The sequence below is a fragment of the Agromyces sp. NPDC060279 genome (assembly GCF_042726785.1).
Taxonomy (GTDB): Bacteria; Actinomycetota; Actinomycetes; order Actinomycetales; family Microbacteriaceae; genus Agromyces.
This window is the reverse complement of sequence record NZ_JBHXBK010000001.1, coordinates 1,179,577-1,201,512: the sequence shown is the minus strand read 5'-3', so window position 1 is coordinate 1,201,512 and position 21,936 is coordinate 1,179,577. Positions and strand designations below refer to the sequence as shown.

Below are 21,936 nucleotides of genomic sequence, written 5' to 3'. Positions count from 1 at the left end.
GGGTGGTCGAAGGGGGGGGGGAGGGCGTCCCAACGAAGATCACCCCCCTCGGGGAAGGGGGGGTAGTGGAAGAGGGGGGAGAGCCGCCGTGGGGCCCCGGGGGGGGTCCCCAGCGGCGCAGTCGTCTCCGCTTCAGGGGCGTCCGGCACCCCCGTTCGCGTCACCCGGCGACCAACCTCGCTCAGGGCATTGCGCGCCGCCCCCGACGGGGTCATCATGTCCCGGGGAGGGTTGCGATGGGGTGGGACTCGAACGCGGAGCGATCGGCGGTGCGCCTCGTCGGAGCGCCGCCTCCGCCGCCCGGCGAGTTCGACGTCGCAGAGGATGCCTCGGTGTCCGTGCTCGGCCGACTCCCCGTGGATTCCCTCGTCGACGCGCTCGCCGACTCGCCCAGGGTCGTCCCCTGGGAGGCCGATGTGGTCGTCGCGGTCGTCGACGACGAGCGATCGCTGCACGGCCTGCCGGGATGGCTCCGTGAGTGCGGCGTGGTCGCCCCGGTCTGGGTGGTGCACGGCGGCGTGCAGGGCCCGGCGCCCGGCGCGGAGGCGGTGCGCGGGGTCATGCGCGACGCGGGCTACGGGGCGCTGGCGGTGAGCCGCGTCACCCCGGCCTGGTCGGCGACGCGGTTCGCGATGCCCGCGTGAGACCGCGCGGGCTCTGAGCCGGCCCGCTCGTCTGAGCGCGCGCGATCGCATGCCGCACGCACGCCGTCAAGCCCGTGCGGCGAGGGCGGAAGCGGGGTAGACCGGACGGTGGGGGTCCATCGCTGCGACTCCCGTGACCGAACGGAGTCGCCGATGACCGGGTTCGACCCAGCGCCCACGGAGGCTTCCGCGTGGACGGCGCCCCCGGCGCCGCGGCTCGGCATCGAGGAGGAGTTCGCGCTCGTCGTGCCGCGCACCCTCGAGCCCGCGGATGCCGCCGCAGCGGTCCGCGAGCGGCTGGACGAGGTGCGGCTTCCCGGATCCCCACGCATCGAGGGGGAGTTCCTGGCGCACCAACTGGAGTACGCCACCCCGGTCTGCGACGACGCGAGGGCGGCGGCCCCCCTCCTGCTGCGCGCCCGGCGCGAGCTCGCCGCCGCGGCCGCCGGCCTCGGCCTCGGGGTCGCCTCGAGCGGCACGCTGCTGCACGAGGCGGACTCCCCGGAGCCCGCCGACGGCGCCAGGTACCGACGGATCGCGGCCGACATCCGGGGCCTCCTCGACGACCACCAGGTCTGCGGCATGCACGTCCACCTCGGCTACGACGACCCCGAGCAGCGGATCGAGGCGCTGAACCGCCTGCGCGGCTGGGTGCCGCTGCTGACCGCGCTCTCCGCCAACTCGCCGTTCTGGCGAGGTCGGGACACCGGCTTCGCCAGCTGGCGCACGATCCTCCTGCGCCGCTGGATCTCGATCGGCGTACCTGCGCCGTTCGACGACTTCGCGGACTACACGCGGCGCCGCACGCAAGTGCTCGCCGCCGTCGGCGACGACGACGCGGCCCTCGTCACCTGGACGGTGCGCCTCTCGCACCACCTGCCCACGATCGAGCTGCGCTTCGGTGACGCGCAGCTCGAGGTGCGGGACACGGTCGCGATCTGCGGCTTCGTCCGGCTCGTCGCGGCGCGGATGATGCGGATGCCGCAGCCGCCGCCGGCGATCGACGCCGACGTACTCAATACGGCGGTCTGGACGGCGGCGCGCGACGGGCACGCCGCACGCGTGCCGCACCCGCTCGGCGAGGGGGTCGCCCCGGTCGGTGCGCTCGTGGAGTGGGCGCTCGACTGGTGCGGCTCGCCGGGATCGGTGGCGCGCGACGTCCGCTCGCTCCTCGCCCGCGGTTCGGGAGCCGAGCGGCAGCGCCGGGCGTACGCGTCCGGCGGGCTCGCCGGGCTCGGCGCCGCCGTCGCCGCCCACCGCGGGCCGCTCCGCACCTCCGGGCTAGCACCGGCCGCCGAAGGGGTCAAGCCCGGTGCCGCCGAGGCGGCGGTGGAGTAGCTTCATTCTGCCGAGGGCGGCGTCGCGCTCGGCTCGGGGAACACCACATCGGGGAACAAGGGGAGCCGCCATGACCATCGAGGCACCGCAGTCCATCGGCGAAAGACGCGCCATGCTTCCGCCCATCGGCATCTGGTGGCCGATGCTGGAGCCCACCCTGCAGCGCGAGATCCTGGAGCATCCGAGTGCCCCGCTGCGCCGCGCCGTCGTCCGCCGGATCTACGAGCTCTGCGAGCTCGAGCGCTTCCCGATGCGCGACTACGTGCGACTGAGCGAGAACGAGCGCGCCTACCTCGCCGGCTGGACGCACACCGCGGCCTGGGAGTGATGACGGCGCACCCGACGGGCGCCGGAGCCGGCCCCGACGCCGACGCCGACCCCGCCGACGGTCGGATCGAGACCGCCACCGAGCGGTACGACCGCAACTGGAACGAGCTGCTGCAGGAGCTCCGCGCGGTGCAGACGGGCACGCAGATCCTCTCCGGGTTCCTGCTCGCGGTCGCCTTCCAGCCGCGCTTCGAAGAGCTCGACCCCTACGCCCACACCCTCTACCTCTGCCTGGTCGTCGCCGCGGGCCTCGCGACGCTCCTGGGCCTCGCGCCCGTGATGTTGCATCGCGCGCTGTTCCGGCAGCACGCGAAGCAGCGCCTCGTGCGCACGGCGAACCGGCTGCTGATCGCGCAGATCGCGGTCGTCTCCTTCATCGCGGCCGGCGTCACGGGGCTCATCTTCGATGTGGCCGCGGGCCGCGAGATCGGCGTGCTCGCGCTCTGCATCGCGGCGGTCGTCGTCATCGGCTTCTGGTCGATCATGACGTGGACGGGATGGCGCGCACGCCTCGACCCGTAGGCTCGGCGTGTGGATGACCCGACCGGACCGGCCGTATGATCGGCGTGCTCACCGGCTTCGTCGTCATCGCGCTCGCGGTCGTCGTCGGCTGGATCACCGCCCGCTCGGGCCTGTTCGGGCCCGAGGCGCGGCCGGTGCTCGCGAAGCTCACCTTCAACGTGCTCGCGCCCTTCCTGCTGTTCTCGGTGCTCTCGACCGCGAACGTGCAGCAGTTGTTCTCGACCCTGCTGCCCGTCTCGGCGATCGCGGCCGCGACGATGATGCTGCTGTTCGGCCTCGTGTCGATGCTGCTGCTCCGCCGCCGGCTCGCCGACACGGTGATCGGCTCGCTCGCCTCCGGCTACGTCAACGGCAACAACATCGGCATCCCGATCGCGGTGTACATGCTCGGCGACGCGGCGCTCTCGGTGCCGATCGTGCTGCTGCAGCTCCTGCTCTTCGCCCCGGTCGCCCTCGCGGTGCTCGGGGCCGTCGTCGAGCAGCGCACCTCGGTCGCCGCGATCGTGCGGGGCACCCTCACGAACCCGATCATCGTCGGGTCGCTCGCGGGGGTGCTCGTCGCCGTCAGCGGGATCGAGCTGCCGCCGATCGTGCTCGACCCGATCGAGCTCATCGGGCACGCGGCCGTGCCGCTCATGCTCATCTCCTACGGGATGTCGCTGCACGGCCGCCGGCTGCTCGCACCGGGCGGCGGGCGGGTCGAGGTGTTCATCGCCGCCGGGCTGAAGCTCCTCGCGATGCCCGTCGTGGCGTGGGCGCTCGGCCGCTTCGTCTTCGGGCTCGACGACGCCTCGCTCTACGCGGTCACCGTGCTCGCGGCGCTGCCGACGGCGCAGAACGTCTTCAACTACGCGCAGCGCTACGAGACCGCGGAGGTGCTCGCGCGCGACACCATCTTCGTGACCACCGTGGGCGCGGTGCCGGTGCTCACCGTCATCGCGCTGCTGCTCGGCACCTGAGCGTCAGCCCCGCCAGCCGTGCAGCACGCGGGCCCAGAACCGCGACCACGCCGTAGCCGGGGCGAGCAGGCGGCGGCGTGCGGCGAGCTCGTCCCGGTAGGCGGAGCTCGCGAGCGCCCGGCCGATCGTCATCGGCGGCGGCAGCTCGGCGGTCGCGCCTGCGCCCGGGCCGACGCGGCGGGCGGCAACGACGACGGGCGAGGGTGCGAAGCGCGGCTCGGCGATCACGAAGGCGGCGACGAGCCCGATGCCGAGGCCCCACGCCCACAGCGCCGCCGCGGGCAGCGGCGGCGTCGTCCACGCGGCGATCGCGCACCAGACGGTGATTGCGGCGGCCGCCACGTAGCCGACGCGGGGGAGCGCGGTCAGCACGAGCCAGCGCCGCGCCTCCATGGGGCAGCGCTGCCAGACGAGCGAGCGCTGGGTGAGGCCGTTCAGCAGCTGGTTCAGCCAGATCAGCAGCGCCGCGACGAGGGCGGCCGCGATGAGCCATCCCCAGTCCGTCAGCCGGCCGTCGTCGACGAGCCAGGCGACCGAGGCCGCAGCGTCGCTCGCCGGCGCGCCCGTGAAGACCCCGGCGACGGCGCCGACCGCGAGGGCGACGGCCTGGACGAGCCACGCGAAGGCAGCGGATGCCGCGGGCAGCCCGGGCAGGATCGCGGCCGTGACGAGGGCCGCGAGCAGGTTGGTGCCGAGCGACTTCTTGTCGATCACGGCGAGCCGGTTCTCGAGGTACTCCACCTCGGCGGGCCGGGCGGCGAGCGCCGGACCGAGCAGGTGCCGGGCGGTCGGATCCACGACCTGGACGATGTTGCGGGAGTACTCGCTGTGGTCGAGGAACGGCTGGCTCGTGTTGTGCACCGCGTGCTCCTCGGGGCCGAGCGCGGCGTCGCCGGACCGGGGGAAGTACGCGGCGCGCCAGCGCTCGCGCGCCGCCCGCCGGGTGTCGGCGATCGGCCCAGCGGAGAACGGGTCCCAGACGGCCCAGTGGTTCGCCCAGGCGACCGGATGCGCAGGCGAGGCGCCGACCCAGTTCGCGACGGGCGCGTAGCGATCGCTGCGGCCGCGCCAGTTCTCGCGACCGAGCAGCACGACGGCCGCGCCGACGGTGGTCAGCCGGCGCACGTTGAACGCGGCGGGGTCGAGTTCCTCGAAGAGCGCGAACGTCGACACCGCGGCGCCCTGCGAATGGGCGAACAGGTGCACCTCCCCGTCGTCGCCGACGAGTTCGCGGGCCCTCGCGAGGGCGTCCCGCACGACGAGCCGCATCGCGGAGGCGCGCACCGGCCGTTCCTTCCACGCCGCCACGTCGCCGATCGAGCCGACCAGTGCATCGAGCACGCCCTGGGCGAGCTGCTTGAACCAGGGGATCAGCAGCAGCGGGCTGAGCAGCGGCAGGACCGGGGTCAGCACGACCCCGAGCAGCACGACCCCGAGCCAGACCGCCACGAACACCACGGTGAGCACCGCGACGCGGACGACGTCGACGATCGCGGTGAGCGTGCGGCCGAGCAGCAGCCGCTCGTGTGGCGGGCGCTGGTGCTCGACGAGGGTCAGCCAGGGCAGCATCACGAGGGTCTGCCGGAACAGCCCGAGCATGCGGGTGAGCGCGCGCCACATGAACGGCACCGCCCAGCGGAACACCTGCGCGCGCGACATGGGCACGAAGGACTCCGACCAGCGCGCCTCGACGATCGCGATGCGGCGCAGGGTGGTCTCGGCATCCACCACCGCGCCGTCCACGACCCGGCCCGTACCCCGGGTCGGGAACGCGACCGTCGCCGTGACGATCGGCACGTCCCCGGTCAGCTCGGAGTCGACGATCGTCACGCCGTGCTCGTCGCGGCCGCCGATGATGCGGTCGCGGGCGATCCAGTCCATCCGTTCGAGGAGCGGCTCGGCCCATTCGAGCAGGATCTGGCTCGTGTACGCACTGCCCATGCCGTGCACGACGACGAGGGCGCTGTCGAACGCGCCGGGCTCCGGAGTCGTGGCCGACTCGCGGCCGGCGTCCTCGGCGATGAGCATCGCGGTCTCCTCTCGGGCGGGCGGCTGAGCGAACGCTACTGGCGCGGCGGAGGGGCCGGCAAGCGCGACGTCCCTGGCGCCCGCTCCGGGGTGACTTCAGGGTCACCACTGAGGCGGCGCGTTCCAGGCCCGCTCTAGCGTGGGCACTGGACCGCGGCTCGCCGTGACTGCAGGGGGAACTGATTCCGGCGGGCGCGTCCGCTGAGAGCCGGCCCGATCGCGACCCGAACCGCGGTCATGGGCCGGCTCCCCCGTTCCGGCACGGAGGGGGCCAAGCCGGGACGGGGCAGCGCCGTCCGGCCGCCGGTCGCCGTGACAGACTCGACGGGTGACCGACGCGCTCCTCGACCTCGTCCCGCGGCCCTACGACGCGGACGGGATGTACGACGCCTTCGTCGGGTGGGCCGAGTCCCGGGGCTTCGCGCTCTACCCCGCGCAGGACGAAGCGGTGATCGAGATCGTGTCCGGCGCGAACGTCATCCTCTCCACGCCGACCGGGACCGGCAAGTCCCTCGTCGCGGTCGCGGCGCACGCGACCGCGGTCGCGAAGGGCGGGCGCAGCTACTACACGGCCCCGATCAAGGCGCTCGTCTCCGAGAAGTTCTTCCAGCTCGTCGAGGTGTTCGGCGCGGCGAACGTCGGCATGGTCACCGGCGACAGCTCGGTGAACGCCGACGCGCCGATCGTGTGCTGCACGGCGGAGATCCTCGCGAACCTCGCGCTCCGGCGCGGCGCCGATGCCGATGTCGACCAGGTCGTGATGGACGAGTTCCACTACTACGGCGACCCCGAGCGCGGCTGGGCGTGGCAGGTGCCGCTGCTGCTGCTCACGAAGGCGCAGTTCGTGCTCATGTCGGCGACGCTCGGCGACGTCACGGCGATCGCCGAGGACCTGTCGGCGCGCACCGGCCGGACGACCGCCGAGGTCACCGGGGTCGAGCGCCCGGTGCCGCTCAGCTTCTCGTACGCGAAGACACCCGTGCAGGAGACCGTCGAGGAACTGCTCGAGACGCGGCAGGCGCCCGTCTACATCGTGCACTTCTCGCAGGCCCAGGCGATGGAGCGGGCCCAGGCGCTGTCGTCGATCCGCGTCGTGACGCGTGAGCAGCGGGACGAGATCGCCGAGGCGATCGGCGGCTTCCGCTTCACGACGAGCTTCGGCAAGACGCTGTCGCGGCTCGTGCGCTCGGGCATCGGCGTGCACCACGCCGGGATGCTTCCGCGCTATCGCCGCCTCGTCGAGACCCTCGCCCAGCGCGGCCTGCTGCGCGTCATCTGCGGCACCGACACGCTCGGGGTCGGCATCAACGTGCCCATCCGCAGCGTGCTCATCACCGCGCTCGCCAAGTACGACGGCCAGCGCATGCGGCACCTGAGCGCCCGGGAGTTCCACCAGATCGCCGGCCGCGCCGGACGAGCCGGTTACGACACCGCCGGCACCGTGGTGGTGCTCGCACCCGAGCACGAGATCGAGAACGAGCAGGCCGTGCGCAAGGCCGGCGACGATCCGAAGAAGCTCAAGAAGGTCGTGCGCAAGAAGCCGCCGGCCGGGCAGATCAGCTGGGGCGAGGGGGCCTTCGAACGGCTCGTCGCCGCGCAGCCCGAGCCGCTCGTGCCGCAGCTGCAGCTCACCGCCGCGATGCTCATCAACGTCATCGCCCGCGGCGGCGACGTCGCCGCCAACGTCGCCGCGCTCGTCTTCGACAACCACCAGCCCCGGGCCCGGCGCTTCGAGCTCGCCCGTCGCGCCCTCGGCATCCTGCGCACCCTGCGGGACGCGGGCGTCGTGACGCTCTCGCCGGATCCCGACGGGACCGCCCTCGGAGTCGAGATCCGCCTCGAGGTGGAGCTGCAGCCGAACTTCGCCCTGAACCAGCCGCTCTCGCCGTTCGCGCTCGCCGCGATCGAACTGCTCGACCCCGAGACGAGCGAGCAGGGCACCGGCCACTACGCGCTCGACGTGGTCTCGATCATCGAGTCGACGCTCGATGACCCCCGGCCGATCCTCTCGCAGCAAGAGTTCCGCGCGCGCGGCGAGGCGGTCGCGGCGATGAAGCAGGAGGGCATCGAGTACGAGGAGCGGATGGCCCGGCTCGAGGACGTGACCTGGCCGAAGCCGCTCGAGGAGCTGCTCTCGCACGCCTTCGAGCGCTTCGCGGCGAGCCAGCCGTGGGTGCGCGACTTCGAGCTGCGGCCGAAGACCGTGGTGCGGGACATGTTCGAGCGCAGCATGTCGTTCGGGGAATACGTCGCGCTGTACCAGCTCGCCCGGAGCGAGGGCCTCGTGCTGCGGTACCTCTCGGACGCATTCCGAGCCATCCGGCAGACCGTGCCGGAGGAGGCGAAGAACGAGGAGCTCCTCGACCTCATCGAGTGGCTCGGCGAGCTCGTGCGCCAGGTCGACTCGAGCCTCGTGGACGAGTGGGCCGAGCTCGTCGATCCGGCCGCGCACCTGCCCGAGGACGAGGCGCCCGTGGTGCCGCCCGCGCCGCCCTCGGTCGTCACGAACCGGCGGGCGTTCACCGTGCTGGTGCGGAACGAGCTGTTCCGGCGCGTGCAGCTCGCCGCCCTCGATCGCGAGGAGGAGCTCGTCGAGCTCGACCCCGACGCCGGCTGGCCGGACGCCCTCGACGCCTACTACGCCGAGCACGATGCCATCGGCACCGGACCCGCCGCGCGCTCGCCTCGACTCGTGACGATCGACGAATCGGATGCCTCGACCGGAATCTGGCGCGCCGAGCAGACCGTGGACGACCCCGCGGGCCACCACGACTGGCGGATTCGCGCGGTGATCGACCTCGAAGCCTCGGCCGAGGCCGGCACCGCCGTGCTCACCGGCGTGGCGCTCGTGCGGCTGTAGCACTGCGGCCTGGCGGTGCAGCCTTGACTGGGCGTGCATCGCGGCTTGCCGTTCCCCGCACAGTCCACACGACCCACGGGCAGGGCGCACACGCATCGATCTCGAAGTGGCGTGATGCAGAATCGCGCGCTCTCGAAGTGGCGCTATTGTCGAATACAGCTTCGAATCTCGCGGCTGGTTTGGGATCATGGAGGCATGACGGATTCCAGCACAGCTTCGGTCGCACTCGCCGCGTTCAGCGCGGCTGCTGCTGCTGTCGAGACGGTGTGGCAGGGGGCCCTGACCCGCCCGAGCTCGCATCCCGAGGCCGATGTGCGGGCGATGAGCGACGATGGCTTGGTGCGGGTGATCGAGGCGATCGCGGGGCTTTCCCGGGTCGCGGAGGCGCTGCAGGTGCGGCTGGCGGCTGAGCTCGATGACCGGTGCAGCGGTATCGCCGGTGACGACCTCGCGAAGGCCCGTGGCTGCACCACACCCGAGCGGTTGATCGCCCAGCTCACTGCTGGCCGCTACGTCGACGCCGTCCGGCTCGTCGCGGTCGGCCGCGCCACGGCATCCCGCTCCTCCTTCACCGCCGAGCCGTTGCCGCCGAAACGACCCGCGCTCGCGCGGGCGCTGCACGACGGTGTCGTGGGCATCGACGCGGCTGACGTGATCCGGCGCTTCCTCGACCGGGTCGAAGTGCGGGCCGACCTCGAGGAGCTCGCCGCGTCCGAGGCGTTCCTCGTCGAACGCGCCCCCGCGGTCGGGGTCGACGGGCTGGGGCTCCTCGTGAAACGCCTCGAAGCGCGGCTCGATCCCGATGGCGTCAAACCCCGCGAAGACGAACTCCGGGCCAGGCGGGGGCTGCGCATCTGGCAAGACCAGGCGGGCATGGTCAACGTGCGCGGCGCATTCGACCCGGTCAACGGCGCCCTCGTGAAGTCCGCGATCGACGCGCTCGTCAGCGCCGAGCTGCACCGCGCCCGCGACGCCACCCGCGGCGGCCATGCTGCTCGGCCAACCGCGACGGGATCGGAGGGCGACCGGGTGACGGCAGAGACCCGCACGATCGCCCAACTGAACGCCGATGCGCTCACCGACCTCGCCCGCCACACCCTCGGCTGCACCGAGGTCCCCACGCTCCGCGCCGTGACCGTCGTCGTCCGCGCCGACGCTGAAGCCCTCGCCGCCGGGCGGGGCGCCGCATCCATCGACGGCATTGAGCAGCCGGTCTCGCTGGAGACGGTCCGAGAGCTCATCAGCTCGGCGGGCATCTCGCCCATGCTGATCGGTCGAGGGGAACTGCCCCTCAAGCTCGGCCGCTCCGCACGGCTCTTCACCCCCGCGCAGAAACTCGCCCTCGCCGAGCGTGACGGCGGATGCGCCTGGCCCGAATGCATGCGCCCGCCGAGCCACACTGAAGCGCACCACATCGCCTGGTGGAACCGCGACGAAGGCCCTACCGACCTCGACAACGGCATCCTCCTCTGCAGTCACCACCACCATCGGGTGCACGACGACGGCTGGACCATCCGCATCCGCGACGGACACAGCTGGTTCACCCCACCCGCCCACCTCGACCCCCAACAGAGACCAAGACCAGGCAACCGTGCGATGGTGCCTGCGTTCAGTCACCGCCGGTCGAGGCGTGCATCGGCGGTGGCGTGAGATGCGTGGGCTACTCCGTGTGCGCGGCCGGGCCAGGGATCGGCGCGAAGATCGCGGGACGGCGCTGCCATTCGGTCACGATCGGGCGGTAGCCGTTCCGCGACCAGAACGGCCCCGAGCGAGGGTTCGCGACCGCGTAGCTGAGCACGATGTAGGGCGTCCCGGCCGCGTCCAGGGCGTCATGGGCCAGCTGCAGGAAGGCAGCCCCCAGGCCGGCGCCGCGCTCGGCCTCGTCGAGGTACATCACCACGAGATACTGGCCGCCCTGATCCGACAGCAGGCGCGAGTCGGGTTCCGGCGAGTCGGCGTCGGGCACGACGTGGATGAACCCGGTCACCTCGCCGTCGCGCTCGAGCACCCAGGTGGTGTCCGGCGCTCGACGCAGCCGGTCCCGGTACGCGGCGGCGAATCCGGTGCCGGCGTTCTCGCGCATCGTGACCCCGGCGAAGTGCGCGTCCAGAGTGAGCAGCCGGGCGTCCAGCTCGCCGAGGCGCTCCGCGTCGTCGAGCGTCGCGAGCCGCACGAGCGCCCCGTCGAGCGACTGGGGCAGGCGCGGCGGCTCCGGGGTGTCCGCTCGCGGGCGGAAGCGCACCGCGCGCACGCCCGTCGGCCCGAAGCCTCGGGCGTAGAGCGCGTTCACGAGGGCGATGTCCCTGGTCGGCAGCGAGATCCTGGCACTGCTGTCGAAGTCGCCCGGTACCTCCGACGAGGCGATGCGCGCCAACCAGGCGTCGAGCACCTGCTCGACGGCCGCGGTGCGCTCAGCGTCGGGACCGGAGCTGCGCAGCTCGAGCGAGTGCTGCCGCAACGCGCCCCAGACCGCATCCGGCGAGTCGGCTTCAAGGCTGCTGAATCGGGCGAGCGCCTCTGCCGACCCGGCTCCGACCGTGGCCGAGAGGGCGTCCGGCCCGGTCGGATCGATCGGTTCGGATGCGGCGAGCGCGGGGTCGAGCGCCCGGAGCCGGTCGTCGTGGTCCATCCGGTCAGCGTAGGGTCGGCGCCGTCGGCGGCGGTTGACTGTCCGAGCAGCGGGCTTGGCCCCGGCGGCACACTGGCGAGCGGCTGCGCATCCGAGCGCCCCGTCCGGGGGTCACCGCTCATTTGCGCGCCCGGGCGTGAACGAGACGTGAAATCACTGGGTGCACCGCGTGAAATCAGGGAAGCCGGGGGCGGATCGCCTCTTGGCAGCGTCGTCGGGCGCTCCTAAGCTCTGCAGCAGTGCGTCCCCCGAGTGGGGGCGACTCGGAGGGAGAACTCATGCAACGCCGCACCATCCGCAGGTGGCCGGCCGTCGCGGTCGTCGCCGTCGGCACGCTCGCCACCGGCCTGCTCGCCGCGACACCGGCTCAGGCGGCCGAGGTCACGCATACCATCGCCGAGGTGCAGGGGACTGGCGCCGCCACCCCGCTGCCCTCGAACGCCGACGTCACCGTCGAGGGCGTGATCACCGCCGATCACCGCACCGGTGGCTATCGCGGCATCTACATCCAGACGCAGGGGTCCGGCGGCGTCGACGATGCGACGCCCGGGGCGTCGGACGCCGTCTTCGTGTACCTCGGCAACGCCGCCGCGACGACGCCCGGCGCGATCGGCGACCTCGTGCGCGTCACCGGCAAGCCGAACGAGTTCAGCGGGCAGACGCAGATCTCGGTCGCGAACGCCGCCGCCGTCCAGCTCGTGCAGACCGGGGTCGGCGTCCCGGAGGCGACCCCGCTGCCCGACGACGTGCGCGGCGCCGCTCGCGAGGCGTACGAGGGCATGTACGTCGCCCCGAGCGGCGAGTACCGCCTCGTCTCGAGCCACTCCCTCTACAGCTTCGGCGAGCTCTGGCTGAACGCCGGCGACGAACTCCCGGTCAAGAGCACCGAGCAGGTCGATGCCGCAGACCCCGCCAACGCGACGATCGCGCAGGCGAACCGCGACTCGCGGCTCCTGCTCGACGACGGCTGGTCGACGCGCGTCGACAACTCCGCGCACCCGAACGACCAGCCGTACTTCACGGCCGACACCGTCGTGCGCAACGGCGACCGCGTCGTCTTCCCCGACACCGGCTACGTGCTCGGCTACGGCTTCAACGAGTGGCGCCTCCAGCCGACGACACCGATCGACTCGACGAGCGACGCCTCGCTGAAGCCCACCTTCGAGTCGCTGAACCCGCGCCCCGAGACGGCCCCCGAGGTCGGCGGCGACGTGCAGGTCGGCGCGTTCAACGTCTACAACTACTTCACGACCTTCACCTCGGTGAACTCGCAGGCGCGCGGCGCGGCCGACGCCGAGGAGTTCGCGATCCAGAAGTCGAAGATCGTCGCGGCGATCTCCGGCCTCGGCGCCGACGTCGTCGCGCTGCAGGAGATCGAGAACTCGGTCAAGCTCGGCGAGGCGCCCGATGAGGCGCTGGCCGACCTCGTGGCCGGTCTCAACGAGGCGGCGGGCGCCGACGTCTGGTCGTACGTGCCGACCCCGGCCGCGCTGCACGACGCCGCGATCACCGACTTCATCACGAGCGCGATCATCTACCGCAACGACCTCGTGAGCCCGGTCGGCGACAGCCTCACGGTCGTCGACGAGACGGTGTGGGACCTCGCCCGCGAGCCGATCGCCCAGGCGTTCCGCCTCGACAGCGGCAAGGTGTTCTCGGTGGTCGCGAACCACTTCAAGTCGAAGAGCCCGCCCTCGGGCAACCCGCCCGAGCCGGCCGACGGCCAGGGCTTCTTCAACGCCGAGCGCGTCGAGCAGGCGGAGTCGCTCCTCGCCTTCACCGACACGGTGGCCGAGGCATCCGGCAGTGACGCGATGTTCCTCATCGGCGACTTCAACTCCTACGCCCACGAGGACCCGATCGACGTCTTCACCGGCGCCGGCTGGACCGACCTCGTGCCGTCCCAGACCGAGCAGTTCACCTACTCGTTCAACGGCGAGCTCGGCTCGCTCGACCACGTGCTGGCGAGCCCCTCGGTCGCGTCCGACGTCACCGGCGTCGGGGTGTGGAACATCAACTCGCCCGAGTGGGGCGACCGCGGCTACGCCTTCGGCGCGACCGAGGCCGGCACGCCCTACCGCTCGAGCGACCACGACCCGATCGTGCTCGGCCTCTCGGCCGAGGTCGCCCCGGTGGACATCGACATCGTGACGATCAACGACTTCCACGGTCGCATCGAGCAGTCGGCGCCGGCTGCGGGAGCCGCGGTCCTCGCCGGTGCCGTCGAGCAGGTGCGCAAGGAGAACCCGAACACGATCTTCGCGGCGGCGGGCGACCTCATCGGCGCCTCGACGTTCACCTCCTTCATCCAGGACGACAACCCCACGATCGACGCGCTGAACGCGGCGGGCCTCGACGTGAGCGCGGCGGGCAACCACGAGTTCGACCAGGGCTGGGAAGACCTGCGCGACCGTGTGCAGAGCCGGGCCGACTGGGAGTACATCTCGTCGAACGTGTTCCTGAAGGGCAGCGACGACACGGCGCTCGCGCCGTACTACACCGAGACGCTCGACGGCGTGACCGTCGGCTTCATCGGCGCGGTCACCGAGGAGCTCGACTCGCTCGTCAGCCCGGCCGGCATCGCCGACCTCGAGGTGCGCGGCGTCGTCGACTCCGTCAACGCGGTCGCCGAGCAGCTGAAGGACGGCGACCCCGCCAACGGCGAGGCCGACGTGCTCGTGCTGCTCGTGCACGAGGGCGCGACGACGACGGACATCGCGAGCCTCAGCGACGGTTCGGCGTTCGCGAAGATCGTCCAGGGCGTCGACCCCTCGGTGGCGGCCATCGTCTCGGCGCACACCCACCTCCCGTACAACCACGTCGTCGACGGCCGTCCGGTCGTCTCGGCCGGTCAGTACGGCGAGCGCTTCGGGCTGATGAAGCTGCAGGTCGACCCGGTCACGAAGGAGCTGCTCTCGATCTCGAACGAGCTGAAGCCCCTCATGAACGGCACGACCCCGCTCTACCCGGCGGTGCCGGCGGTGCAGTCGATCGTCGACGAGGCCAAGAAGGTCGCCGACCAGCTCGGCAAGCAGAAGGTCGGCGACATCACGGGCGACTTCAACCGGGCCCGCCAGCCCGGCACCGACGCCCAGGGCAACCCGACGCTCGTCGAGAACCGCGGCGGCGAGTCGACGCTCGGCAACTTCGTCGCCGACGTGCAGCTGTGGGCGGCGAAGCAGGACGCCAAGGCCGACATCGCCTTCATGAACCCCGGCGGCCTGCGCACCGACCTCGTCTACAAGGGCACGAGCGCCGAGGACCCCGACGGCAACCTCACCTACAAGGAGGCGGCCGGCGTGCAGCCGTTCGCGAACACGCTGGTGACGCTCGACCTCACGGGCGAGCAGGTGAAGCAGGTGCTCGAGGAGCAGTGGCAGCCCGCCGGCTCGTCGCGGCCGTTCCTGAAGCTCGGCGTCAACAAGGAGCTCCAGGTCGTCTACGACCCGAGCGCCGCGGCCGGTTCCCGCGTCACCCAGGTGACGCTGAACGGCACGGCGATCGACCCGGCGGCGACGTACCGGGTGGTGGCGAACTCGTTCCTCGCCTCGGGCGGAGACAACTTCTTCACCCTCGGCAAGGGCACGAACAAGGCCGACACCGGCCGCGTCGACCTGCAGTCCATGGTCGACTGGTTCGCGGCGAACGGCACGGCGACGCCGGATGCGGCGCAGCGCTCGGTCGGTCTCGTGCTGCCGGCCCCGGCCGACGGGCAGGCCTACGCTCCGGGCGAGGCGCTCAGCCTGAAGCTCAGCTCGCTCGACTTCTCGACGAGCGAGCCCGCGGCGGGCGAGGTCACCGTGTCCCTCGGCGGCACCGTGCTCGGCACGGCCGCGGTCGACCGCACGGTCGTGCCGACGAGCGACGAAGGCGGTCGCGCGACCGTCGACATCGTCATCCCCGAGGGCATCGAGGGCGCGCAGTCGCTCACGATCGCCGTCGCCGCCACCGGCACGAGCGTCACGGTGCCGATCACGGTGCAGGCGGCCCCCGACCTCGTCGACACGGCGATCGTCGGACTGCCCTCGAAGCTGCTGTTCAAGTCGAACTCGACGATCCGCTGGGTCGGCCTCGTCGTGACCGGCGACGGCAGCCGTCCGGCGGGCACCGTCACGATCAGCGACGGCCAGACGGTCATCGCCACGGTCGAGATCACCGCGAAGGACCGCGGCCGGGTCGACGTGAAGCTGCCGAAGCTCGGCCGCGGCCTGCACGTGCTGCAGGCCTCGTTCACCGGCGACGGCTACGAGAGCTCGCGCTCCTTCAAGGTGCCGGTGCTCGCCTACTAGCGAGGCGCGTCATCGCGCGGCGTCGAACTCCCGGCGCCGCGCGATGACCTCGTGCGGATCCCAGCCCGGCCCGGGGACGGACGAGACGAGCAGGCGGGTGTAGGGGTGCTCCGGCGCGCGGAACACCGCGGACGCCGGCCCCTCCTCGACCACGTCGCCACGGTAGAGCACGAGCACGCGGTCGGCGATCTCGTCGACGACGGCGAGATCGTGGCTGACGAACAGCACCGCGATGCCCGCCTCCCGCCGGATCTCGTCGACGAGCTCGAGGATCTGCGCCTGCACCGAGACGTCGAGGGCGGAGACCGCCTCGTCGAGCACCAGCAGCGTCGGCGACACCGCGAGCGCGCGGGCGATGGCCACTCGCTGCCGTTGACCGCCGCTCAGCTGATGCGGTCGGAGCGCGCCCTGCTCCTCGGTGAGCCGCACGCGGTCGAGGAGCTCGCCGGCACGGCGTCGGGCGCCCTCGCGGCCGGCCAAGCCGTGCAGCCGCATCGCGGCGACCAGGGTCTGCTGCACGCTCAGCCGTCGGTCGAGCGAGCCGTACGGGTCCTGGAACACCATCTGCGCCTGCCGGGCCCGGGCCAGCCGGGCCGCGCGGCCGCGGGCAGGGGCGAAGCGATCCGCTCCCGCGATCCGCAGCGACCCGGCATCCGCCCGCTCGAGTCCGACCAGCATCCGGGCGATCGTCGACTTGCCGGACCCGGACTCGCCGACGAGGCCGAGCACCTCGCCCGCGGCGATCCGGAACGACACGTCGTTCGCGGCGACGACCGGGTCCTGGCCCTTCGGCATCCGGAACTCCCGACGCAGGCCCGCGGCCTCCACGAGGGCCGGCGCGGGCCCCGACGCAGTCGCGGGCGTAGACATCGACGCGCTCATCGGCGCTCCTCGAGCTCGGGCGCCGCCTGCAGCAGCGAACGGGTGTACGGGTGGGTGGCCCCGGTGAACAGCTCGGCGCCTCCGAGCTCCTCGACGACCGCTCCGCGCAGCATCACGAGCACCCGGTCGCAGAACGCCGCGGCGAGGTGCAGGTCGTGCGTGATGAACAGCATGCCGAGCTCGCGCTCCCGCTGCTGATCGCGGAGGATCGCGAGCACCTCGGCCTGCGTGGTCACGTCGAGCGCGCTCGTCGCCTCGTCGGCGAGGATCAGCCGCGGCCGGGTCGTGAGCGCCGCCGCGATGACGACGCGCTGCAGCATCCCGCCCGAGAGCTCGTGCGGGAACTGCCGCAGGCGGTGCTCCGGACGGGTGATGCCGACCGCGCCGAGCAGCTCCACCCCGATGCGGCGCGCCTCGGCCCGCGGCATCCCGTGCACCTTCACGAGCCGTTCGGCGAGCGAGTCGCCGATGCGGCGCACGGGGTTCAGGGCGCCGCGCGGGTCCTGCTGGATGAAGCCGACCTCCTCGGCTCGGATGCGTCGGAGCTCGGCGTCGTCCGCGCCGAACACGTCGCGGCCGGCGATCCGCACCCGGCCCTGCACGCTGGCCGTCGGCGGCAGCAGCCGCAGGGCGGCGCGCACCGTGCTCGACTTGCCCGAGCCCGACTCGCCGACGAGCCCGACCGTCTCGCCCGGCGCCACCGTCAGGGAGACGTCGTGCAGGATGGCCGCCGGCCCGTAGGCGAGGTCCAGGCCCTCGATCGTGAGCAGCTCGGCGGTCATGCGCGGGCCCCCAGCCGTTCGGACAGTCGCACGCCCACGATGTTCACGGCCACGACGACCGCGGCGATCGCGAGGCCGGGCACGAGGGTCGGCGCGAAGTGCCCGAGCACGATGCCGTCCTGCCCCTCCTGCACCATGAGACCCCATTCCGAGCTCGGCGGCTGCGCGCCGAAGCCGAGGTAGCTGAGCGTCGCGAGGCTCATCAGTCCCTCGCCGAAGAGCACGACGAGGTAGCCGAGCAGCGCCGGGGTCATGTTCGGCAGCACGCGCCGCACCGCGATGTGCACCGCGGAGGCGCCCTGCACGCGGTACGCGTCGACGTACGGGCGGGCGAGCTCGGAGAGTGCGATGCTCCGGGTGAACTTCGCGATCACCGGGGCGTAGGCGAGTGCGAGGGCGACGACGGCCGTCCACGGCCCCTTGCCGAACACGGCGATCACGAGCACGACGAACAGCAGACCGGGGAACGCGAACATCACGTCGGTGATGCGCGCGAGCAGCACGTCGACCCAGCCGCCGTTCCACGCGGCGACGAGGCCGATGGCGACGCCGATGACGGTCGCCCCGGCGAGCAGCGCGAGCGGCCCGATCAGGCTCTCCCGAGTGCCGAGCAGGAGCCGCGAGAAGAGGTCGCGGCCCAGCTGGTCGGTGCCGAGCAGATGCGCTGGGCTCGGCGAGCCCCAGATGGCGGTGAAGTCGATGGCGTCGGGCGGGTACGGCGCGACGAGCGGGCCGACGGCCGCGACGAGCACGACGAGGCCGAGGAAGGCGAGCGACACCGCGTACAGCGGGTCGCGGCGCCTGGCGAGGCCGTCGCGGCGCAGCAGCGCGCCGGTGGCGGTGGTGGTCATGAGGTCTTCACCCGGGTTCCGATGCGAGGGTCGAGCAGCGGCAGCAGCAGGTCGACGATGGTCGTCACGACCATGTAGGCGACGACCATGTAGAGCAGCACCGCCTGCACGACGGGGAAGTCGTGGGAGTTGATCGCGTCGACGAGCAGCGAGCCGATGCCGCTGATGCCGAAGACGCTCTCGACCACGACGGTGCCGGCGAGCATGCTCGCGATCACGAGGGCGACCATGGTCACGATCGGTCCCCAGGCGTTGCGCAGCACGTGCCGCACGACGACCATCCCGCCGGCCATGCCGGTCGCGCACGCGGCCTCGACGTGTTCCGAATCGAACTGCTCCACCATCGACTGCCGCGTCACGCGGCTGACGATGGCGAGGGAGCCGATCGAGAGCGCGATCGCCGGCAGGGTGAGATGGCGGATGCCGTCCACGAAGCCGTCGCCCGCTCCGGCGACCGGGAACCAGCCGAGCTGCACGGAGAAGACCGACACGAGCACGATGCCGATCACGAAGGAGGGGAACGATGCGGCGAGCGTGGTGGCGCCGACGATCGCGGAGTCCGCTGCGCGGCCCCGGCGCACCGCCGCCCACACGCCGAGCCCGATGCCCACGACCGTGAAGAGCACGGCCGCGTAGGCCACGAGGCCGAGCGTCGCGGGCAGCCGGCTCGCCATGATGCCGGCGACGGGCTGGTGGTACTGGAACGAGGTGCCGAGGTCGCCGCCGAACACGCCGCTCAGCCACAGCCAGTACTGCACGAACAGCGGTTGGTCGAGGTGGTACTCGGCGCGGACGGCGGCGATCCGCTCCGGCGTCAGGTTCTCGGGGTTGCCGATGAGGAAGGTCACCGGGTCCCCGGGGGCCGCGTACATGGCCGCGAAGATGATGAACGAGGCCACCACCAGCGTCAGGGCCATGCCCGCGACCCGCCTCAGGGCTGCGAGCACGTCAGCCCTCGGTCGTTCCGAGGTCGGCGGCCCACGGGTAGTACAGGTACGCGGCCGATGCTGGGACGCCGGTGAGCTCCGCGCGCAGGGCGACCGTCGAGGGGCTCTGCGCGATCGAGATCCACGGCGTGGCCTCGACCCAGCGGCGCTGCAGCTCGATGGCGAGCTCCGCGCGCTCGGCGTCGTCGGTCGCGGCGAAGGCCTCCTTCACGAGCGCGTCGTAGTCGGGGTCGCTGAAGCCGACGAAGTTGACCGTCGCGGTCGAGGCGCCGTTCTTGTAGAAGCCGACCGGGTCGTTCTTCGAGATGTAGTACTCGTCGGAGAAGAGGTCGGCCTGGCCGCGCACGGCCTCGTCCGAGTAGAAGTCGCCGTACTGGGCCGAGGGCACCGTGACGATCTCGGCGTCCAGGCCGATCTGCTTCGCCGCGGCGACGAGCGCGTTCGAGACGACGTTGCGCACCGAGCCGCCGTCGCTCGCGACGAGGATCGGCTCGTCGGGCGCACCGGCCTCGGCGACGAGCGCCTTGGCACGCTCGAGATCGGCGTCGCCGGGGCTCGCCGGGGCGCCCTCGAGCTCGTCGTACGCAGCCTGGAACGCCTCGGTCTCGTAGCCCCAGGCGCCCTGCCCGATGGGCGTCTTCCACGGCTGGGCGAGCCCGCCGAACGCGGCGGTCGTGATGCCGCTGCGGTCGATCGCGAGCGAGAGCGCCTGACGGATGCGCTCGTCGGCGAGCGGGCCGCGCTCGGTGGCGAGCAGTACCCACGCGTTCGTGGAGGGGCCCTGGGCGAGCGAGACGTCGGAGACCTGCTGCAGCGGGATCGCCGAGGCGGGGGAGTCGAGGTAGGAGCCGTCGGCCTCGCCCGCGGTCAACGCGTTCACCACGGCGGACTGGTCGGCCCAGCGGAACACGACCTCGCCGGCGAGCACCTCGCGCGAGTCGTCCCAGTAGTCGGCCGCGCGCTCGATGGTGAGGCTCGAGCCGGGCTTCCACTCCCCGAGCGTGTACGGGCCGGTGCAGGCGTCCGGCGTCCCGGGCGAGCCGAAGGCGTCGCCCTGGGCCTCGACGACCCGGGGGTTCAGCACCATGCCGCCGTTGCCGGCCATGGCCTGGATGAAGATGGCGTCGCGCTGCGCCATGGTGACGGTGATCTCGCGCTCGCCGGTCTGCTCCATCGAGACCACGTTCGCGTACTCGTCGGACTCGTCGGCGCCGTCGGCGGCGTGCCGCTGCATGCTCCACAGCACGTCGGCCGCGGTCATCGGGCTGCCGTCGTGGAAGGTCACGCCGTCGCGGATGGTGAACACGACGTGGGTGTCGTCGACCCACTCGGCGGACTCGGCCAGGTGCGGCACCGTCGTGAGGTCGGGCTGCACGGCCATCAGCCGCTCGCAGACGTTGGCGAAGACCGTGTTCTCGGCGGCGCCGCTGTCGATGTCGAAGTCGAAGGTCGCCGGCTCCGAGGGGAGCATCCAGGTGACCGAGTCGACCGGACCGCTCGCGGCGGGGGTGGTCGGGCCGAACGGCAGCTCGACGGCGGGCGCCTCACTCGCCGACGGCCCGGCGGCGGTGCAGCCGGCCAGCAGGATCGCGGCGGCGCCGGTCGCGAGTGCGGTGCCGGCGAGCCGGCGTCGGGGGAAGGGGGTGTTCATCGGTGGGCCTCCATTGGCGGGGTGTGAACGGGGGTGTGGCGGGACCCTGGTCCGTCGAAGGCGTTCCAGGGGAGCTTCTCATAGGGGTGGTCGCACGGCGTGCCGGCGGTGACGAAGTAGTCGCCGGTGGTGAGGTCGACGCAGCTCGACAGCAGCGTCGACCACTGCCGCACGGCGGGGCGCCGCTCGTCCGGGTGGGTGCACACGGACTCCGGGTAGCCGAGGTGGTCGCTCATGGCGGTGTGGATGCCGGCGAGCGCGGCGTCGCGGTCGGCGGCGTGCCGCACGCGCTCGAGTCCGGCCCGGGCCTGCGGCACCCGGAACAGCGAGTCCGCCGAGACCGGGCGGTAGCGGCCCGCGAGCTGGGGCGGCACCTGCGCCTGGTAGTGGTTGCCGTGCACGAGGAGGCCGTCGACGGGGTAGACCCAGTCGACACCGCTCGGCGTGATCTCGAGGTCGATCGAGAAGCCCGATCGGTCCGTGAGCAGCGCGTTGCTCGCGATGTGCGCCGGGGTGCGCACAAGCGTGTTGATCGCGTCGGGCAGCTCGCTCTGGTTCAGCGTCATGCGGCGGATGAAGGTCTGCGGCAGCCCGACGGCGCCGTCGAAGCGGCCGCCGAGGCCGTTCGCGTTGAGCGCGAGCCCGGCGGAGTTCACGCCGTGCCGGCCGATCTGCCCGGCCTCGAGCTGCATGATGAGCGTCGGCAGCGGGTCCTGCACGACCCGCACGATCACGACCGTGTCGCGCGTGCCGGTGCGCCAGTCCCAGTTCTGGCCGGCGTACTGGTGGCCGTCGCCGGAGGCGCCGGCGGTGAGGGAGAAGCTGGTGCAGCCGTCGCTCGCGTCGCGCTCCTCGCTGGGGTCCTCGGCGGGGGCCCTGCGGGTGCCGCCCTGGTCGTAGATGATCTCGCCGCGCAGGTTGAGCACCATGAGGTCGAGCAGGTCGCGGCCGGCGCCCGCGGCGATCCCCTCGAGCTCGGCGACGAGCTCGGGCGCCGCCTCGGTGCAGCGCGGCACCCAGGCCGCGGCGCGGCGCCTGGCCTCGGCCCAGCCGAGCCCCGCCTGCTGCCCGAACGCCTCCTCGTAGTACGCGACGGCCGCGTCGATGAGATCGGCGGCCCCCTCGCCGTACTGGCGGCCCCGCTCGGCGGGGGTGCCGCTGATCTCGAGGGTGCGGATGCTGGTGCTCGTCATGGACGGCGTCGTCCTCCCGTGCCGGATACCATGG

The 21,936-nt window shown here is 72.5% G+C and carries 16 protein-coding genes; 8 read left to right on the top strand and 8 right to left on the bottom strand.

The window, feature by feature from the left end; genetic code table 11:
• Nucleotides 1-236 precede the first annotated feature (236 nt).
• The 5 genes from ACFWE1_RS05680 to ACFWE1_RS05660 all read left to right on the top strand — a co-directional run bounded on the left by ACFWE1_RS05680 (nt 237) and on the right by ACFWE1_RS05660 (nt 3,790).
• A complete protein-coding gene (locus ACFWE1_RS05680) occupies nt 237-644 on the top strand; it encodes a hypothetical protein (protein WP_230763984.1) in 408 nt (135 codons plus the stop codon).
• Nucleotides 645-797: 153 nt separating this feature from the next.
• Nucleotides 798-1,982: a YbdK family carboxylate-amine ligase gene (locus ACFWE1_RS05675; protein WP_376932505.1), complete on the top strand. Its 1,185-nt coding sequence runs from the start codon at nt 798-800 to the stop codon at nt 1,980-1,982.
• Nucleotides 1,983-2,052: 70 nt separating this feature from the next.
• Complete coding sequence (locus ACFWE1_RS05670; RefSeq protein ID WP_376932504.1) at nt 2,053-2,310, top strand: hypothetical protein; 258 nt, start codon at nt 2,053-2,055, stop codon at nt 2,308-2,310.
• Nucleotides 2,310-2,831: a DUF6328 family protein gene (locus tag ACFWE1_RS05665; protein ID WP_376932503.1), complete on the top strand. Its 522-nt coding sequence runs from the start codon at nt 2,310-2,312 to the stop codon at nt 2,829-2,831. The genes ACFWE1_RS05670 and ACFWE1_RS05665 overlap by 1 nt, the downstream gene beginning before the upstream one ends.
• 35 nt (nt 2,832-2,866) lie before the next feature.
• On the top strand, nt 2,867-3,790 hold the full coding sequence (locus tag ACFWE1_RS05660) for an AEC family transporter (RefSeq protein ID WP_376932502.1): 924 nt from the start codon (nt 2,867-2,869) through the stop codon (nt 3,788-3,790).
• A 3-nt stretch (nt 3,791-3,793) separates the two neighbouring features.
• On the opposite strand, the gene ACFWE1_RS05655 is transcribed toward ACFWE1_RS05660, so the two are convergent.
• Complete coding sequence (locus ACFWE1_RS05655) at nt 3,794-5,818, bottom strand: hypothetical protein (RefSeq protein WP_376932501.1); 2,025 nt, start codon at nt 5,816-5,818, stop codon at nt 3,794-3,796.
• Nucleotides 5,819-6,197: 379 nt separating this feature from the next.
• On the opposite strand from ACFWE1_RS05655, the gene ACFWE1_RS05650 reads away from it, so the two are divergent.
• Both ACFWE1_RS05650 and ACFWE1_RS05645 read left to right on the top strand, forming a co-directional pair.
• Complete coding sequence (locus tag ACFWE1_RS05650) at nt 6,198-8,678, top strand: DEAD/DEAH box helicase (protein WP_376933071.1); 2,481 nt, start codon at nt 6,198-6,200, stop codon at nt 8,676-8,678.
• Nucleotides 8,679-8,873: 195 nt separating this feature from the next.
• Nucleotides 8,874-10,328: a DUF222 domain-containing protein gene (locus ACFWE1_RS05645; RefSeq protein ID WP_376932500.1), complete on the top strand. Its 1,455-nt coding sequence runs from the start codon at nt 8,874-8,876 to the stop codon at nt 10,326-10,328.
• Between the two features lie 10 nt (nt 10,329-10,338).
• Here the strand turns inward: ACFWE1_RS05645 and ACFWE1_RS05640 are convergent, their stop codons facing one another.
• Nucleotides 10,339-11,307: a GNAT family N-acetyltransferase gene (locus ACFWE1_RS05640; protein WP_376932499.1), complete on the bottom strand. Its 969-nt coding sequence runs from the start codon at nt 11,305-11,307 to the stop codon at nt 10,339-10,341.
• 278 nt (nt 11,308-11,585) lie between these two features.
• On the opposite strand from ACFWE1_RS05640, the gene ACFWE1_RS05635 reads away from it, so the two are divergent.
• On the top strand, nt 11,586-15,596 hold the full coding sequence (locus ACFWE1_RS05635; RefSeq protein ID WP_376932498.1) for an ExeM/NucH family extracellular endonuclease: 4,011 nt from the start codon (nt 11,586-11,588) through the stop codon (nt 15,594-15,596).
• A 9-nt stretch (nt 15,597-15,605) separates the two neighbouring features.
• Here the strand turns inward: ACFWE1_RS05635 and ACFWE1_RS05630 are convergent, their stop codons facing one another.
• The 6 genes from ACFWE1_RS05630 to ACFWE1_RS05605 are packed head-to-tail and all read right to left on the bottom strand — an operon-like array spanning nt 15,606 to nt 21,902.
• Nucleotides 15,606-16,466 (bottom strand): ATP-binding cassette domain-containing protein, encoded by an 861-nt coding sequence (locus tag ACFWE1_RS05630; protein ID WP_376932497.1) that lies wholly within the window; start codon nt 16,464-16,466, stop codon nt 15,606-15,608.
• A gap of 8 nt (nt 16,467-16,474) precedes the next feature.
• A complete protein-coding gene (locus tag ACFWE1_RS05625) occupies nt 16,475-17,260 on the bottom strand; it encodes an ABC transporter ATP-binding protein (protein WP_376932496.1) in 786 nt (261 codons plus the stop codon).
• The gene (locus tag ACFWE1_RS05620; protein ID WP_376932495.1) at nt 17,257-18,111 is read right to left on the bottom strand and encodes an ABC transporter permease; all 855 of its coding nucleotides are present in this window, start codon (nt 18,109-18,111) and stop codon (nt 17,257-17,259) included. The genes ACFWE1_RS05625 and ACFWE1_RS05620 overlap by 4 nt, the downstream gene beginning before the upstream one ends.
• Nucleotides 18,108-19,058 carry an ABC transporter permease gene (locus tag ACFWE1_RS05615; RefSeq protein WP_376932494.1) on the bottom strand — a complete coding sequence of 317 codons (951 nt, stop codon included), beginning with the start codon at nt 19,056-19,058 and terminating at the stop codon, nt 18,108-18,110. The genes ACFWE1_RS05620 and ACFWE1_RS05615 overlap by 4 nt, the downstream gene beginning before the upstream one ends.
• Before the next feature lies 1 nt (nt 19,059).
• Nucleotides 19,060-20,709, bottom strand: coding sequence for an ABC transporter substrate-binding protein (locus ACFWE1_RS05610; protein ID WP_376932493.1), 1,650 nt, complete (start codon nt 20,707-20,709; stop codon nt 19,060-19,062).
• Nucleotides 20,706-21,902 carry a C45 family autoproteolytic acyltransferase/hydolase gene (locus ACFWE1_RS05605; RefSeq protein ID WP_376932492.1) on the bottom strand — a complete coding sequence of 399 codons (1,197 nt, stop codon included), beginning with the start codon at nt 21,900-21,902 and terminating at the stop codon, nt 20,706-20,708. Before ACFWE1_RS05605 ends, ACFWE1_RS05610 begins: the two co-directional genes overlap by 4 nt.
• Nucleotides 21,903-21,936: the final 34 nt, after the last annotated feature.

Bases quoted from the DNA above. Each gene is read 5' to 3' on its own strand.
- ACFWE1_RS05680 (WP_230763984.1), top strand. From the start codon at position 237: ATGGGGTGGGACTCGAACGCGGAGCGATCGGCGGTGCGCCTCGTCGGA.
- ACFWE1_RS05675 (WP_376932505.1), top strand. From the start codon at position 798: ATGACCGGGTTCGACCCAGCGCCCACGGAGGCTTCCGCGTGGACGGCG.
- ACFWE1_RS05670 (WP_376932504.1), top strand. From the start codon at position 2,053: ATGACCATCGAGGCACCGCAGTCCATCGGCGAAAGACGCGCCATGCTT.
- ACFWE1_RS05665 (WP_376932503.1), top strand. From the start codon at position 2,310: ATGACGGCGCACCCGACGGGCGCCGGAGCCGGCCCCGACGCCGACGCC.
- ACFWE1_RS05660 (WP_376932502.1), top strand. From the start codon at position 2,867: ATGATCGGCGTGCTCACCGGCTTCGTCGTCATCGCGCTCGCGGTCGTC.
- ACFWE1_RS05655 (WP_376932501.1), bottom strand. From the start codon at position 5,818: ATGCTCATCGCCGAGGACGCCGGCCGCGAGTCGGCCACGACTCCGGAG.
- ACFWE1_RS05650 (WP_376933071.1), top strand. From the start codon at position 6,198: ATGTACGACGCCTTCGTCGGGTGGGCCGAGTCCCGGGGCTTCGCGCTC.
- ACFWE1_RS05645 (WP_376932500.1), top strand. From the start codon at position 8,874: ATGACGGATTCCAGCACAGCTTCGGTCGCACTCGCCGCGTTCAGCGCG.
- ACFWE1_RS05640 (WP_376932499.1), bottom strand. From the start codon at position 11,307: ATGGACCACGACGACCGGCTCCGGGCGCTCGACCCCGCGCTCGCCGCA.
- ACFWE1_RS05635 (WP_376932498.1), top strand. From the start codon at position 11,586: ATGCAACGCCGCACCATCCGCAGGTGGCCGGCCGTCGCGGTCGTCGCC.
- ACFWE1_RS05630 (WP_376932497.1), bottom strand. From the start codon at position 16,466: ATGTCTACGCCCGCGACTGCGTCGGGGCCCGCGCCGGCCCTCGTGGAG.
- ACFWE1_RS05625 (WP_376932496.1), bottom strand. From the start codon at position 17,260: ATGACCGCCGAGCTGCTCACGATCGAGGGCCTGGACCTCGCCTACGGG.
- ACFWE1_RS05620 (WP_376932495.1), bottom strand. From the start codon at position 18,111: ATGACCACCACCGCCACCGGCGCGCTGCTGCGCCGCGACGGCCTCGCC.
- ACFWE1_RS05610 (WP_376932493.1), bottom strand. From the start codon at position 20,709: ATGAACACCCCCTTCCCCCGACGCCGGCTCGCCGGCACCGCACTCGCG.
- ACFWE1_RS05605 (WP_376932492.1), bottom strand. From the start codon at position 21,902: ATGACGAGCACCAGCATCCGCACCCTCGAGATCAGCGGCACCCCCGCC.